Annotated in this window: 13 protein-coding genes and 1 pseudogene; 8 read left to right on the top strand and 6 right to left on the bottom strand. The window is 70.1% G+C overall.

Features of this window, described 5'->3' with window-relative positions:
- The 3 genes from ACY5KJ_RS09510 to ACY5KJ_RS09500 all read right to left on the bottom strand — a co-directional run.
- Nucleotides 1-898 (bottom strand): M56 family metallopeptidase (locus tag ACY5KJ_RS09510; RefSeq protein ID WP_462203202.1); only part of this gene is annotated, 898 nt, incomplete at its 3' end.
- A gap of 13 nt (nt 899-911) precedes the next feature.
- Nucleotides 912-1,469: a BlaI/MecI/CopY family transcriptional regulator gene (locus tag ACY5KJ_RS09505; RefSeq protein WP_462187041.1), complete on the bottom strand. Its 558-nt coding sequence runs from the start codon at nt 1,467-1,469 to the stop codon at nt 912-914.
- Nucleotides 1,470-1,788: 319 nt separating this feature from the next.
- Nucleotides 1,789-1,917 (bottom strand): hypothetical protein, encoded by a 129-nt coding sequence (locus tag ACY5KJ_RS09500; RefSeq protein ID WP_462203201.1) that lies wholly within the window; start codon nt 1,915-1,917, stop codon nt 1,789-1,791.
- Nucleotides 1,918-2,051: 134 nt separating this feature from the next.
- On the opposite strand from ACY5KJ_RS09500, the pseudogene ACY5KJ_RS09495 reads away from it, so the two are divergent.
- The 5 genes and pseudogenes from ACY5KJ_RS09495 to ACY5KJ_RS09475 all read left to right on the top strand — a co-directional run bounded on the left by ACY5KJ_RS09495 (nt 2,052) and on the right by ACY5KJ_RS09475 (nt 7,887).
- A pseudogene (locus tag ACY5KJ_RS09495) lies at nt 2,052-3,680 on the top strand (cytochrome ubiquinol oxidase subunit I).
- Nucleotides 3,680-4,672, top strand: a complete 993-nt coding sequence (locus ACY5KJ_RS09490) for a cytochrome d ubiquinol oxidase subunit II (RefSeq protein ID WP_462203200.1) — start codon at nt 3,680-3,682, stop codon at nt 4,670-4,672. The pseudogene ACY5KJ_RS09495 and the gene ACY5KJ_RS09490 overlap by 1 nt, the downstream one beginning before the upstream one ends.
- A gap of 56 nt (nt 4,673-4,728) precedes the next feature.
- Complete coding sequence (locus ACY5KJ_RS09485; RefSeq protein WP_462203199.1) at nt 4,729-5,529, top strand: CPBP family intramembrane glutamic endopeptidase; 801 nt, start codon at nt 4,729-4,731, stop codon at nt 5,527-5,529.
- Nucleotides 5,530-5,714: 185 nt separating this feature from the next.
- Nucleotides 5,715-7,277: a CYTH and CHAD domain-containing protein gene (locus ACY5KJ_RS09480; protein ID WP_462187035.1), complete on the top strand. Its 1,563-nt coding sequence runs from the start codon at nt 5,715-5,717 to the stop codon at nt 7,275-7,277.
- A gap of 406 nt (nt 7,278-7,683) precedes the next feature.
- Complete coding sequence (locus ACY5KJ_RS09475; protein WP_009740954.1) at nt 7,684-7,887, top strand: cold-shock protein; 204 nt, start codon at nt 7,684-7,686, stop codon at nt 7,885-7,887.
- A gap of 284 nt (nt 7,888-8,171) precedes the next feature.
- On the opposite strand, the gene ACY5KJ_RS09470 is transcribed toward ACY5KJ_RS09475, so the two are convergent.
- The gene (locus ACY5KJ_RS09470; protein ID WP_462187034.1) at nt 8,172-9,254 is read right to left on the bottom strand and encodes an aspartate-semialdehyde dehydrogenase; all 1,083 of its coding nucleotides are present in this window, start codon (nt 9,252-9,254) and stop codon (nt 8,172-8,174) included.
- A 91-nt stretch (nt 9,255-9,345) separates the two neighbouring features.
- Nucleotides 9,346-10,614 carry an aspartate kinase gene (locus ACY5KJ_RS09465; protein ID WP_462187033.1) on the bottom strand — a complete coding sequence of 423 codons (1,269 nt, stop codon included), beginning with the start codon at nt 10,612-10,614 and terminating at the stop codon, nt 9,346-9,348.
- A gap of 282 nt (nt 10,615-10,896) precedes the next feature.
- On the opposite strand from ACY5KJ_RS09465, the gene ACY5KJ_RS09460 reads away from it, so the two are divergent.
- Both ACY5KJ_RS09460 and ACY5KJ_RS09455 read left to right on the top strand, forming a co-directional pair.
- A complete protein-coding gene (locus ACY5KJ_RS09460) occupies nt 10,897-11,481 on the top strand; it encodes a TerD family protein (RefSeq protein ID WP_462187032.1) in 585 nt (194 codons plus the stop codon).
- 27 nt (nt 11,482-11,508) lie between these two features.
- Complete coding sequence (locus ACY5KJ_RS09455; protein ID WP_462187031.1) at nt 11,509-12,507, top strand: zinc-dependent alcohol dehydrogenase family protein; 999 nt, start codon at nt 11,509-11,511, stop codon at nt 12,505-12,507.
- A gap of 126 nt (nt 12,508-12,633) precedes the next feature.
- Here the strand turns inward: ACY5KJ_RS09455 and ACY5KJ_RS09450 are convergent, their stop codons facing one another.
- A complete protein-coding gene (locus ACY5KJ_RS09450; RefSeq protein ID WP_462187030.1) occupies nt 12,634-13,086 on the bottom strand; it encodes a hypothetical protein in 453 nt (150 codons plus the stop codon).
- Between the two features lie 606 nt (nt 13,087-13,692).
- Between ACY5KJ_RS09450 and ACY5KJ_RS09445 the strand changes: the two genes are divergently transcribed.
- Nucleotides 13,693-14,301: a hypothetical protein gene (locus ACY5KJ_RS09445; protein ID WP_462187029.1), complete on the top strand. Its 609-nt coding sequence runs from the start codon at nt 13,693-13,695 to the stop codon at nt 14,299-14,301.
- Nucleotide 14,302 lies beyond the last annotated feature (1 nt).

Genomic DNA, 14,302 nt, shown 5'->3' with positions numbered 1-14,302 from the left:
GGACCGGTGCCCTTGCCCCGCCCAGCCGGGCCAGGGCCCGCGCGAGCGATCGGTGGCTTGTCTGCCGGGCCGCCGCGTCGTCGGCGAGCATCTCGACGAGGAGCGAGACGGCCGCGGTCGCCTCCCTGGCCGGGCCCAGGAACGGGAAGGTCCGCTCCCATGCGACGAACGGCTGGATGACGAGGTCGTGACGACCGGCGACGTGGGCCGCCTCGTGGGCGAGCACGGCGTCCAGTTCGGTGGCGTCGAGGGTGTTCAGCAGCCCGCGGGAAACCACGACCCGGGCGTGCCGCACCCCCGGCACGCAGTAGGCGACCGCGACGGGATGATCGAGGATACGCAGCAGGATGCCGGACCGGTCCCGGCGTTCGCACAGGCAGCAGCCGGTTGCGCCCCCGCCGCCGACGGCTGTGCCGGGGCCTGCGGTTGTGCCAGAGTCCGCGGCTGTGCCGGAATGATGGGACGCATGGTCGGGCGGGACGCAGGTCTCGTGCCGGCGATGCCGACGGCCGGCCAGATCGACCAGGTCGCGGTGTCGGTGACGCTCGCGAAGAGTGGCTGCGGTGGAGGTGCCGAGCACCCCGAACAGTCGGGAGGCCAAGGCCGCCGCCACGGCGAGGCCGATGAGGTTGACCAGACCCAGGCCCGTCAGCGGCGCGCTGGCCGCGATGTTGTCGAGATGGTCGGCGATGGCGGTCGGGGTGTCGCTGGACAGCGGTGAGACGGTGAACGCGATCGCCGCGAGCAGCGCCGACACCCCGCCGGCCAGACCGACCGCCTGCCAGAGCACGATCGCCGCCCGTGGGCATCGGTAGGGCCAGTGCGCGGCGGCCAGCAGGCGTGGGACCGGCCAGGCCAACACGCCCGCGAACAGGGCGAGAAGTGCCGCGGTCGTCATGTCCCGGCTAACGCTACCGGTGGTCGGGCGGAATCTGGGCCGTTCGATCCGAGTCGGTGGCTACCGGAACGATCTGCTCCGGGTCGTTGCGGGGCGGGTCGCCGATCGCCGGACCGCGCCGGGCCTCGGCGTGCCGGACCTCCGTGTACGGATCCTCGGCCTGCGGATCCTCGGCGCGCGGGACCTCTCCGTCAGGCACGAAGATGCCGGGTTCCCCGGGACCAGCGGGTTCCAGGGCACGGCGAAGGATCTCGGCCTCCTCCGCGGACACCGACTCCACGAAGCGGACCAGGGCGGAACCACGATCGTCCGCCGTGCCGAGCGCCTCCATCATCGCCTCGGCCACGACGGCCTCGCGACTGTCGCTGGCCGCGTAGCGATGCGCACGCGCCGAACGCTGACGCCGCACGAATCCCTTCCGTTCCAACCGTTCGAGCACGGTCAGCACGGTGGTGTACGCGAGATCGCGTTCATGCTGGAGACGACTGGCGACCTCACGGGCCGTCAGCCAGTCGTCGCTCGCCCACAACACGTCCATGACCGACCGTTCGAGGTCACCCAGGCGCGCCATGGTGCCAATCCTACGTGGCGTAGAACATTCGTGGGACCGAACGGGGTGCTTCGTTGAGGCCTGTTGCGTCACAGCCACGCGGCAACGGTGCCGGCCGTCGGGGAGGAGTCGGGGAGGAACCGGCCTTCCGGCCCCCGATCTGCCTCCCGGCTCCCACCCGGCGCCCGGCTCTCCGGACCAGTGCGAACCCGCCGGCTGACTGATCCGCCGCCGTTTATGCGGCCCGAATTTCTTTAAAAGGAAACATCTTTATAACTTATAAAACTATATATCCGCCGAACGGGCTATCCGCCGAACGAACCATCCGCCGAACGGGCCATCAATCGAACAGGCCATCAATCGAACAGGCTGACGGCTGCAATGGAGGCGTCTTCCGGTCCCGCCCCGTGCCGTCGACCGTGGCGCACGTCTCGACAGCGCCGTCGGTGGTGCCGTCGGTCTTGACCATGTCATCGAGCTCACTGCGCTTTGCTCGTCGCCAGGAGAATTGGCTACATACCGTAGAAACCTCTATGCCTCGTAGAGGATCGGTTGGCTCTCGGCCGATTTTTCCCCTCGCGGTCCACCGAAGGAGCTGTGCGCATGGTTCTCGCCGCTGATGCCGTCGACCTTGCCCGCGCCCAGACAGCGTTCTCCCTCGCGTTTCACATCTGTTTCGCCGTGTTCGGGGTCGGCATGCCGTGGCTGCTGATCTACACCGAGGGGCGTTGGGTGCGGACCGGTGACGAGACCTGGCTGGCGCTCACGAAGAAGTGGTCGCGGGCATTCGCCGTGCTGTTCGCGGTCGGGGCCGTCTCGGGAACGGTGCTGTCGTTCGAGTTCGGCCTGCTCTGGCCCGCGTTCATGTCGAAGTACGGCAGTGCGCTCGGGCTGTCGTTCTCCTTGGAGGGCTTTGCGTTCTTCACCGAGGCGATCTTTGTCGGGATGTACCTGTACGGCTGGAAGCGCCTGTCGCCGCGCGCGCACTGGCTCACGCTGTGGCCGATCGCTATCTCCGGCACCCTGTCGACGTTGTTCATCATCACGGTGAACGCCTGGATGAACGTGCCACGGGGGATCACCGAGGTGAACGGCAAGGTCGTCGCCGCCGAGCCGTTCGCGCCCTTTCTGAGTCCGGGGACTCCGCCCTAGTTGGTCCACATGCTGCTGGCCGCGCTGATGTGCACCGGCGGGGCCGTCGCCAGTATTTACGCGGTCGGCATGCTGCGCGGTCGCCGCGACGCCTACCACCAGCGCGGGCTGCGGATCGGCCTGGCGGTGGTGTTGGTCTGCGCGCCGCTTCAGCTGATCGTGGGGGACTGGGCGGCCCGGGTCGTCGGGGCCAACCAGCCGTTCAAGCTGGCCGCGATGGAAGGGCTCTACCACACCAGGTCGCACGCGCCGCTGACCCTCGGCGGGTTCTACGACGACAAGAGCGGCGAGGTCCGCTACGGGCTGGAGATCCCCGGTCTGCTCTCGCTGATGGAGGGATTCAGCACCGATCACGTGATCACCGGTCTGGACGCCGCCCCGCCGGACGAGCGCCCGAACGGCCTGCTGGTGCACGGGTCGTTCGCGACGATGGTCGGGTTCGGTTCTGCGCTGATCGGACTGTCCGCCCTGACCGGTGCCGCCGTCGTCCGCCGGCGCCGTCGCGGCGAGAAGACGCTGCTGCCCACCGGGCGGCCGTGGCTGTTCGCCGCGGCGGCTACGGGACCGGCGTCCGCGCTGTCGATGATGGCTGGCTGGGAGGTCACCGAGGGTGGTCGTCAACCGTGGATCGTGGGCGGTCATATGCGGGTTCACGACGCGGTGACGGGCGCCGACGGGGTCGCGCCGATGTTTGCCGGCTCCCTGGTCCTGTACCTGGGGCTCGCGGGTGCGCTGATCCTCATCCTGCGCCGGATGGCCACGGGCGGCCCGGCCGTCGCGGAGATCCGGTCCGGGCGGCCCGCCGCGGGCGTCCACCGCACGGCCGTTCACGGCGCGGGGGAGGCGAGCCCGGCCAGGTCCGGGCGGACAACCGATTCCGATTCGCCGTCCATCCCGAAGCCGCGGCCCGAACCTGCGCCGGTTGAACCGGCGGTTGAACTGCCGGTCGAACCGCCGGTGTCCGGCAGGCGGCGCACCGGCGGCGGTCCCGAGGGATCCCGAGGTTCGGCGCACCCGGGTGAGACAACGGGAACGGGATCCGACGGCACCACCGGTTTCGGCGGGCGGGGAGAAGACTGATGACCATCGCTGACCTTCTTCTGATCATCATGGTGGCAGGGCTCACCGCCTACGCGCTGCTCGGTGGCGCGGACTTCGGTGGCGGGGTGTGGGACCTGCTGGCACGCGGACGGCACGCCGGCGACCAGCGGAAACTGATCTCGGCATCACTCGGCCCGGTGTGGGAGGCCAACCATGTCTGGCTGATCTTCATCGTGGTGGCGATGTTCAGCGGGTTTCCCGAGGCCTACGGGGTGATCGGCTCCTCCCTGGAGGTGCCGCTGTCCGTGGCCCTCGTCGGCATCGTGCTGCGTGGTGCCGTGTACGTGTACCGGTCCTACGGGGCGGGTGGGGCCGGTCCCGACCACTGGTGGGGGCACGTCTTCGCGGTGTCCTCGACGATCGCCCCGTTCGCGCTCGGGGTGGCCGGTGCGGCCCTGGCCAGCGGTGATCTGTCGACCGACGACCCGTTCGCGCCGGTGCGCAGCCCGTTCGGGCTCGTCTGCGGGGCCTTCGCGGTTGCCGCGACGGCCTTCCTCGCCGCCGTCTACCTCTGCCGGGACGCCGCATCCTCCCCGGCCACCGCGCACCTGGTGGCCGACTTCCGCCGGCGGGCCATCGGCGGCGCCGTGCTCTGCGGTGCACTCGCCGCGATCCTGCTGCCCCTCCTGTGGGCGGACGCCCCGGAGGTCGCCGGCCGGTTCAGGGACCGCTCGCTTCCCCTGGTCGCCCTGTCCACCCTCGGCGGGATCGGCGCCCTCGTCGCACTCTGGCGCGAGCAGTTCGGTGCCGCCCGCATCGCGGCCGGTCTCGCCGTCGGCGCGATGCTCTGGGGCTGGGCGGTGGCCCAGTACCCGGACCTGGTGGTCGGGCAGGCCACGGTCGACACGGCCGCGGCGCCGACGGCGAACATCCGGGCCATGCTGTTCGCCATCGTCGGCGGTCTGGTGGTGCTCGTGCCGTCCCTGATGATGCTGTTCCGGCTGTTCTCCCGACCAGAACCGGCGGAGTGATCGGGCCGGCGGAGTGATCGGACCGGCCCGCCGTGGCGGTGGGCTACGGTCGTCGCGTGACCTCTGCCCCCGCTCAGGCGCCGGTCATCGCGGGCGAGCCGCTCACCCGCCGGCAGCTCGTCGTCGAGATCTGGCTCGTGCTCGGGGTCTCCTTCGCCACCTCGGCGCTGTTCGCGGTCATCCGCTACGTCGGGGTGCTGACCCGGCCGGGCCCCGTCCGCTCCCAGGTGGCCCGGCTGAACACCTCGGCGGCGCCGGGACGGCCCTGGCTGGACCTCGCGCTCCAACTCGCTGACCTGGTCACCGGGCTGGTGCCGGCGCTGCTCGCCGTATACCTGCTGACGAGGCACGGAGGCGGACCGCGGGCGATCGGCCTGGACGGCCGGCACACCGGTCGCGACGCCGGCCGGGGAGCGGCGATCGCGGCCGGGGTCGGCGGGCTCGGCTTGGGCCTCTACCTCCTGGCGTGGCACAGCGGGGCGAACCTCACCGTCGCGCCGTCGGGCTTGCCGGACGTGTGGTGGCGCGTGCCGGTCCTGGTCCTCAGCGCGGCGCAGAACGGCCTCGCCGAGGAGGTCATCGTCACCGGGTATCTGCTGGTACGGCTGCGTGAACTTGGTGTCACGGCCAACCGGGCGCTGGCGGCCAGCGCCCTGCTCCGCGGTTCCTATCACCTCTACCAGGGGCTCGGTGGGTTCGCCGGCAACCTCGCGATGGGCCTGCTGTTCGGCCGGCTGTTCCAGCGGACCGGCCGGGTGCTGCCGCTCGTCATCGCCCACGCACTCATCGACACCGTCGCGTTCGTCGGATACGTGGCGTTGGTCGGAAAGATCTCCTGGATCCCAGCGTCGCGCTAAGGTTACGGGTGGGGAAATATAGATCGTCTGCTGGGCGTACGATGCATATCTCAACGGTGCACCGCGGGGCGGTGGATCGTTCGAGGACGTCAACGTTGGCGGGTTCGGGGCGCCGGAAGGCCACGGGGCGCCGGAAGGCGTAGCCGTCGAGTGCCTGCCGCGGTATGGCTGGTCGGGGAGGACCGATGGTCAACGGAATCCGCGAGATCGAGCGCAAGTTCTCGGTCGAACCGACCTTTGTGCTCCCGAAGTTAGGGGAGGTCGCGGGCGTCGCCACCGCGCGCACCCGCAAGACCGTCAGTCTGGAGGCCGTCTACTACGACAGCGACGATCTCCGGCTGGCCCGTAACAAGATCACACTGCGGCGTCGGACCGGTGGAGCGGACGCCGGATGGCACCTCAAGCTGCCCGTCCGGGTGGGGGAGCGGGACGAGCTTCAGCTCCCGCTCGACGAGGGCGTGGGCGGGGTGACCCTGGGCCCGCGGTACAGCCCTCCCGCGGAGTTTGTCGATCTGGTGTCGGTCCATCTGCGCGGCGCCGAGCTGCGGCCGGTCGCCAGGCTGCGGACGCTGCGGACAGCGCGCCGGCTGCGGGGCACGGTCGGAGTCGACCTGGCCGAGGTCGTCGATGACCAGGTCTCCGCGCAGACTCTGGGGGAGAAGACGGTACTGAGCAGCTGGCGGGAGATCGAGGTCGAACTCGTCGACGGCGGGCCCGAGGTGCTCGACGAGGTCGCCGGTCTGCTCACGGCCGCGGGCGCCACCCCGGCGGTGGACTCCTCGAAGCTCGCGCGGGTCCTGGGTGAGGCGCTGGCCGCCGGCCCCGGGCCGGACGTCCCTTCGCCGCCGCGCAAGCCACGACGCAGGACGCCGGCGGGCGAGGTGGTACGGGCCTACCTGATCGAACAGGCGCGTGCCCTGCTCGCGGCCGATCCGCGGGTGCGGCTCGACGAGCCCGAGGCGGTCCACAAGATGCGCGTCGCCTGCCGTCGGGCCCGCAGCACCCTGCGGACGTTCGCGCCGCTGTTCCCGCCCGAGAGAGCGCTCTTCCTGGACGGCGAGCTGCGGGACCTCGCCGGCGCGCTCTCCGGCGCCCGCGACGCCGAGGTCCAGGCCGCTTATTTCGAGACCCGCCTGGCGGAGCTGCCCACCGAGCTGGTCGTGGAGCCCGTGCACAAGACGGTCACCGCGCACCTCGGCGCCGGCACGGCCAACGGCCGGGCGGAGGTGTTGGCGATGTTGCGCAGTGACCGGTACTTCGCCCTCGTCTCCAACCTGCTCACCCTGCTGCGGGGCCCGCTCACCCCCGCGGCGGCCCGTCCGGCCGGCAAGGCCCTTCCCGACCTGCTGCTCGGCGCCGACCGGAAGCTGGCGAAGAAGGTCCGCGCCGCGACCGCTCTGAAAGTCGGCCAGGAACGGGACGAACTGCTGCATTCCGCCCGCAAGCAGGCCAAGCGGTTGCGGTACGCGGCGGAGGCCGTCGCGCCGCTGTACGGGAATGACGCGGCGCGGCTGGTCGAGCAGGCCCAGATCGCGCAGGAGCTGCTCGGAACCCATCAGGACGCCACCGTCGCGCGCAGGCTGCTGGGGGACTGGGGGACGGCAGCGCAGGCCCAGGGCGCCCCCACCGCGTTTACTCTGGGTGTCCTGCTGGGCCTGGAGGAGTGCCGGGCACGCATGGCGGAACGAGACTTCTTCGATGCGTGGCCCGCGATCTCGGCGGCCCGGCACCGCCGCTGGATCCGCTGACCCGGGGCCGTGCCGGGTGGGCTCTGCCGTGGTCTGACCGATTACCTCCTCCGCGTCACCCATCCGTGCGCTACATCCGGGCCATCGGGCGCACGACCATCCGCCACGGGCCGGCACGCTCAGGAAATCCCTGTCAGCTCGACGGATTGCCGGACGGGACGGGTGGAGCTGCCTGCGGCCGGACCTGCTGCGTTGTTCTGTGACCGGGGCATGAAGCGGACTTCCTTGCCCGGAGGACTCCCGCGAAGGCCTCCGTCCGTGTAGCGTCGTCCCTGGCCGGAGTTCGGCGGTTCGCGTCTCAACCGAGGCGCGGCGGAACAACGTCAGGGTCTCTTGCAGCTTCCTGACGTTCGGCCCGGGGCCCGCGCGGTGCGGGTCCTGACTGCACCAGCAGGGAGAACGGCACGTGGCTCAGGGCACGGTGAAGTGGTTCAACTCGGAGAAGGGCTTCGGCTTCATCTCCGTGGACGGCGGCGGTTCCGACGTCTTCGTTCACTACAGCGCGATTCAGATGGACGGTTACAAGGCACTTGAGGAGGGCCAGCGGGTCGAGTTCCAGGTGACCCAGGGTCAGAAGGGTCCGCAGGCCGACGCCGTCCGCGTCGTCTGAGCCACGAGAGACTTCAACGGCCAGCCCGCCCAAGGGTCCTCCTGGGGCGGGCTGGCCGCTTCTCGGCCAGTTCGGTATCCGACAGTTCGGTAGAAGGTATGTTTTTCCTGGCTGTCTCGATCATTTTCTCGAGCCGGAAAGCGCGGGGCGTTCATCGGTTCCCGCATGGCGTGGTTCTCGGCCAAAAACTTAACGCCTGATTAAAGGTACAGCTCGACTCCTCACCGGTGGAGCCGCGTAGGTCTCGCATCAGACGTGATGTCGGTTTGGTGTGGGCCGGCTTGTCAGCCGCCGATCGCTTCGTCGGCCACGAGAAGTTCGGCGATCTGCAGGGTGTTCAACGCGGCGCCTTTGCGCAGGTTGTCCCCGCAGAGGAACAGCGCGACCTCGTGCGGGTCGTCCGGCGACTGCCGGATTCGGCCGACCCAGGTCGGGTCCGTTCCGACGACGTCGGCTGGGGTCGGGAACTCGCCGGCTGACGGATCGTCGACGACGGCGACGCCAGGAGCGTTCAGCAGCACCGTGCGCGCCTCGTCCGCCGTCACCGGCCGAGCGAAGCGGGCGTGCACCGCGACCGCGTGCGTGGTGATGACCGGCACCCGGACACAGGTAGCCGACACCCGCAGATCCGGGATACCCAGGATCTTGCGGGACTCGTTGCGGACCTTGAACTCCTCCGAGGACCAGCCACCGTCCTTCAGCGAACCGGCCCAGGGCACGACGTTGAGCGCCAGCGGCGCCGGGAACGGGCCGAGGCCGTCCTCACCGATGGCCTTACGCACGTCACCGGCGGTCCGCCCCAGCTCGCGGGTGCCACCGACGACGGTGAGCTGGTCGTAGAGGGCGTCGATGCCGGCCTGCCCGGCACCGCTCGCGGCCTGGTAGGAGGCCGCGAACATCGACTCCAGCCCGAACGCCCGGTGCAGGGCGCCGACCGCGACGATCATCGACAGGGTGGTGCAGTTCGGGTTCGCGATGATGCCCCGCGGCCGCGCGGGAATCTGGTCGGCGTTCACCTCCGGCACGACCAGCGGCACGTCGGCGTCCAGCCGGAACGCGCCGGAGTTGTCGACCGCGACCGCGCCGTGGGCCGCCGCCACCGGTGCCCACCGGGCGGAGACCTCGTCGGGAACATCGAACACGGCCACGTCCACGCCGTCGAAGACCGCCGGTGCCAAGGCCTGGACGACGACGCCCGCGCCGCGCACCCGTACCGTCCGCCCCGCCGATCGGGCCGAGGCGATCGGCCGGATCTCTCCCCAGATGCCGGGGCGTTCGTCGAGCAGCGACAGCATCACCGTGCCGACCGCGCCGGTCGCTCCCACCACTGCGAGCGTCGGTCGCCGGCCCGCCTCGTTACTCGTCACGATCCATCCTCCTGATTCGCCACTGTGCCGCCGCGGCGTGTCCAGCTGCCGCGCTGTGCCGCCGTCTCGAGGACCTGCGACGTCGCCAACGTCATCGTCCGGTTCCCGCGTACACGATCGCCCCGCCGTCCGGGTCACCCAGGTCGAAGGCGCCGTGCACGGCCCGCACGGCGAGCGGGAGGTCGGTGTCGCGCACCACCACTGAGATGCGAATCTCAGAGGTGGAGATGATCTCGATGTTGACCCCTGCGTCGGCGAGAGAGCCGAAGAACCGGGCGGACACTCCCGGGTGTGACTTCATCCCCGCGCCGATCAGCGACAGCTTGCCGATGTGGTCGTCGTAGAGGGTGCGCTCGAAGCCAATCTCGCTTTGGACCTTCGTGAGCGCGGTGAGCGCGGTACGTCCATCCGCCTTGGGCAGGGTGAACGAGATGTCCGTCCGCCCCGACCCGGCGACCGAGCCGACCTGAACGATCATGTCCAGGTTGACGTCGGTCTCCGCCACGGCCCGGAACACCGCCGCCGCCACCCCAGGCTTGTCCGGGCATCCGACGACCGTCACCTTCGCCTCGCTGAGGTCGTGCGCGACCCCACGGATGATGGCCTGTTCCACGAGCTGTTCCTCCGGAATCTCGGTGATCCACGTGCCCGGCTTCGCCGAGAAGGACGATCGGACATGCACGGGGACGCTGTAACGGCGGGCGTACTCGACGCACCTCAGCATGAGGACCTTCGCGCCGCAGGCCGCCATCTCCAGCATCTCCTCATAGGAGATCGTGTCGATGCGGTGGGCGTCGGGGACGATGCGCGGGTCTGCGGTGAACACGCCGTCCACATCGGTGTAGATCTCGCAGGCGTCCGCTCCCAGCGCGGCAGCGAGCGCCACCGCGGTCGTGTCCGAGCCGCCTCGACCGAGCGTGGTGATGTCCTTCGTGTCCTGGCTCACACCCTGGAAGCCCGCGACGATCGCGATCGCGCCGGAGTCCAGGGCGGTGCGGATCCGCCCGGGGGTAACGTCGATGATGCGCGCCTTGCCGTGCACCGAATCAGTGATGACTCCGGCCTGGGAGCCGGTGAACGAGCGGGCCTCGGCGCCGAGGGTGGTGATCGCCATGGCCAGCAGCGCCATCGAGATCCGCTCACCGGCGGTGAGCAGCATGTCGAGCTCCCGGGCGGGCGGAAGCGGCGAGACCTGTTCGGCCAGATCGAGAAGTTCGTCGGTGGTGTCACCCATCGCGCTGACCACCACGACGACGTCGTTGCCGGCCCGCCGGTTCTCCACGATTCGCTCAGCGACTCGTTTGATGCGGTCCGCGTCGGCAACGGAGGACCCACCGAACTTCGCGACCAAGAGCGCCATGGCAGCCAGGTTACCGAGCGCGGCCGCTAACCGAGCGCGGTCGCCCGGTAGCCTTGCCTGGCGGTTCGTGCCGGGATCTGGTCCGGTGTCCCTTTTCCGCCGCCGGGACGATGTCGCCCCGGCGACGGGGTGCTGGGCGTATTCCTTCCGGTGTGCCAGGGTGATGACATCCGCACCACGGCTCACCCGCACGACTGGCTCACCCGGACGACCGACTGCGACGCACGCGGTCCACGCGATGGTCCCCGACGCCGAGGACCAGCTCAGGAAGGACGATCCTCAATGGCAGTCAGCCTTGCCAAGGGCGGCAACGTCAGCCTCACGAAGCAGGCCGCCGAGGCCGGCACCCCTCAGCTCACCGCGTTGAACGTCGGGCTCGGATGGGACGCCCGCACGACCACCGGGACCGATTTCGACCTGGACGCCTCTGCCATCGGCGTCCGGGCGGACGGCAAGGTCCTCAACGACGGCTACTTCATCTTCTTCAACAACCTCGCGTCCCCCGAGGGGGCGATCACGCTCACCGGTGACAACCTGACCGGGCAGGGCGAGGGGGACGACGAGTCCGTTATCGTCAACCTTGCGTTGGTTCCAGCCGACATTGACCGGATTATCGTTCCGGTTTCCATCTACGACGCGGTGAACCGGAACCAGAACTTCGGCCAGGTGCGCAACGCCTACATCCGCGTGGTCGACCAGGGTGGAAACGAGCTGGTCCGCTACGATTTGTCCGAGGACTACTCCACCGAAACCGTCGTCATCTTTGGCGAGGTCTACCGCAACGGCGCCGACTGGAAGTTCCGCGCCGTCGGCCAGGGCCACAACGACCTCGGTGGTCTGGCGCGCGATCATGGCGTCAACATCTGAGCTACCCGAGCGGGTGCGTGCCTGGCAATGCGTGCCTGGCAAGTAGTCGCTCCCGGGCCGATGAGCACCCGCCCGCTGCGCCCGGCCGAGCTGCCCGTGCCCCGGCCAGGGCCGGGCCAGGTTCGGGTCCACGTCGACGCCTGCGGAGTCTGCCGTACCGATCTTCACCTCGCAGAGGGTGATCTCCCGCCGCACCGACCGCGCACCGTGCCCGGACATGAGGTCGTCGGACGGGTCGACGCGGTCGGCGAGGGGGTGAGCGGCGTGCGGACCGGGGACCGGCTGGGTATCGCCTGGCTGGCCTCGACCGACGGGACCTGCGGGTACTGTCGGCGCGGAGCGGAGAACCTCTGCCCGGCCTCGACCTACACCGGATGGGATGTCGACGGCGGCTACGCCGAGTACGCCTGCGTGCGCGCCGACTATGCTTACCGGCTGCCCGACGGCTACAGCGACGCGGAGCTTGCCCCGCTGCTGTGCGCCGGCATCGTCGGCTACCGGGCGCTGCGCCGGGCGGAGCTGCCGCCCGGCGGGCGGCTCGGCATCTATGGGTTCGGCGCGTCCGCTCATCTCGCCGCCCAGGTGGCGATCGCCCAGGGCGCCACCGTCCACGTGATGACGCGCTCGGCGCGGGCCCGCGAGCTCGCTCTGGAACTCGGCGCCGCCTCGGCGGGCGAGGCATATGCCGCACCGCCCGAGCCGCTGGACGCGGCCGTGCTCTTCGCCCCGGTGGGTGACCTGGTGCCGGTGGCGCTCGCCGCGCTCGACCGCGGCGGCACGCTGTCCATCGCGGGCATCCACCTCAGCGACATCCCGCCGCTCGTCTACTCCGACCATCTGTTTCAGGAACGGTCCGTCCGCAGCACGACCGCCAACACTCGCACCGACGGTGAGGAGTTCCTGGCGATCGCCGCCGAGCACCGGCTTGCGGTGACCGTGTCGCCCTACCCGCTGTCCGCGGCCGACCGGGCCCTCGCCGACCTCGCCGCCGACCGGGTCACCGGCGCGGCCGTGCTGCTGCCCTGACCGTTTTGCCTGTCCTGCCGGTGCCGGACCTTCCGGATCTGGTTCGTAGATCCGGGAGGGACCGGGATCCGGGAGGGAGCGGGAGTTCGGCGACCTCGCCGGGAGAGGCGCGCTGAGCTTCCGCGTTCAGTCGCCGCGGGTCGCGAGTCGGCGCAGGAGCAGGGTGCCCGCGGTGGTCAGTACGGCGGCCGTCGCAATCTCGCGCGGCAGGCGGTGCCGGGCCTCGTTCTGGATCGCTTCGTGGAAACGGTCGAACCGGCTCGGCCAGGGACTCACCCCGACGAAGTACCGGCCCACCTTGTCGGTGTCCGGTAGGCAGGCACCGGTCATGCCGGCGAGGACGGCGAGTCGGCGCCCGGCGGGGGCGGACGCCGTCAACAAGGCCATGGCCGCGAGCCCTGCCACGCCGTCCTTGCGTGCGATCGGCAGCCATTCCGGCTCGGTGTTCGGACCCGTTCCCCAGTGGGGCAACGCGTCCATGACCAGGTGCGAGACGAAGCCGGCGGCGAGGGCGGACATCGGATGCCGGATCGCCATGCCCACGAAAGCGCCCGCCCCGACGTGTGAGCTGATGATCATGTTTCAGGACCTCCTGGTGGCAGACGGACGGCAGAGCGTTCGCCGGGTACCTCCTACCCTGACGTCCCGGTTGGAGGATGCGTACCGCGGGGTGATGGTGGAGCCTTCCGGCGATCACCATCAGTGGTCGCCTGGTGGTCTCCGTGTTTGGGGGGCGCGGGTACCACCGCTCCCGGGATCGGATCCGGGCGTCCGATGCTCGCGCGAAGGTGCGCGCGGACGCCGTCCCACCTTCTCTGAATGCTCTTGCTGCCGCCCGTCTCGATGCGTTCGTCGATGCTCCGGCCGATTCCCACGCCGACGCGCGAGCCGACGAATTCATCGGATGCCCGCGCAGATGCTCGGGCGAATGCGCATCATGGGTAGATCGGTGCGCCTCGTAGCATCTGGCCGCGTAGCGGAACGACTCGGCGGCAATCCATGGATGAAGGGTTGCTGTAGCGTAAGGGAGATAACTTAGAGTGATCAATTTTGAGGTTTGGGTGGCGTGGGTGCGAGAAGCTACCGGGATGTCCTCCGGTGAGGACGGCGGTTCGCCGGGCGGTCCGGGGTACCGCGGCGGCGTGGGTCCGGGGCGTCGCGGCGCCGGAGACCTGAGCGGTGTGGATGGATAGGCGCGTCCGTGATCTACGCATATGCCACCTACCAGCCGTCTGCGACCTGGCCACGCCGGTGCCGTCGGGGGTGGTCGTCTCCGTCGCGTGGCGGCTGGAAGGGGCCGGGCGGATCATCGGCGGCATGGTGCCCCGCGGCCGTCCCGGGGCCGGCCCGCAGGGTAAACGGGTCCTGCACGGCGAGGGGATCTGGGCGGCCGAGATGTATCCGCGGGACCGGGAGATCTCGGCGGAGGCCGACCTCGTCGAGCCGGGTTCGGCGGCTCGGCCGGTCCGACTGGTGGTGCACGGCTCCGACCGTGACATCATCGGCTATCTGGATCAGCCCCGCCTGCCGGCCACCCGACTCGCCCGGCTCACGACCGGGCTGCGCCGGGACGCCCGTCAGGTCAGGGTCCGGGCGGCCGGGCGGGTCTGGTGGATACGGGCGACGAACGTCTTCGGAGTACAGGTCGTCCGGGATCCCGAGGTACGGATCTACCGCACCAGAGGATTACACGCCGTGTTCAGCGCCGAGGCCGACCATCTTGACGTCAGCGTGGTCCTGCTGACCCTGGCCTCGATTCCCAGCTCGGCCTACGCCCCCATCCTGGGGTTCTAGC

This window comes from Frankia sp. CcWB3 (assembly GCF_977927595.1).
This window is presented reverse-complemented; position numbering and strand designations above follow the sequence as displayed.

What these genes read in the sequence shown, in the direction of transcription:
- ACY5KJ_RS09505 (WP_462187041.1), bottom strand. Translation starts at nt 1,469, where the DNA reads ATGGCGCGCCTGGGTGACCTCGAACGGTCGGTCATGGACGTGTTGTGG.
- ACY5KJ_RS09500 (WP_462203201.1), bottom strand. Translation starts at nt 1,917, where the DNA reads ATGGTCAAGACCGACGGCACCACCGACGGCGCTGTCGAGACGTGCGCC.
- ACY5KJ_RS09490 (WP_462203200.1), top strand. Translation starts at nt 3,680, where the DNA reads ATGACCATCGCTGACCTTCTTCTGATCATCATGGTGGCAGGGCTCACC.
- ACY5KJ_RS09480 (WP_462187035.1), top strand. Translation starts at nt 5,715, where the DNA reads ATGGTCAACGGAATCCGCGAGATCGAGCGCAAGTTCTCGGTCGAACCG.
- ACY5KJ_RS09465 (WP_462187033.1), bottom strand. Translation starts at nt 10,614, where the DNA reads ATGGCGCTCTTGGTCGCGAAGTTCGGTGGGTCCTCCGTTGCCGACGCG.
- ACY5KJ_RS09460 (WP_462187032.1), top strand. Translation starts at nt 10,897, where the DNA reads ATGGCAGTCAGCCTTGCCAAGGGCGGCAACGTCAGCCTCACGAAGCAG.
- ACY5KJ_RS09455 (WP_462187031.1), top strand. Translation starts at nt 11,509, where the DNA reads ATGCGTGCCTGGCAAGTAGTCGCTCCCGGGCCGATGAGCACCCGCCCG.
- ACY5KJ_RS09450 (WP_462187030.1), bottom strand. Translation starts at nt 13,086, where the DNA reads ATGATCATCAGCTCACACGTCGGGGCGGGCGCTTTCGTGGGCATGGCG.
- ACY5KJ_RS09445 (WP_462187029.1), top strand. Translation starts at nt 13,693, where the DNA reads ATGGATAGGCGCGTCCGTGATCTACGCATATGCCACCTACCAGCCGTC.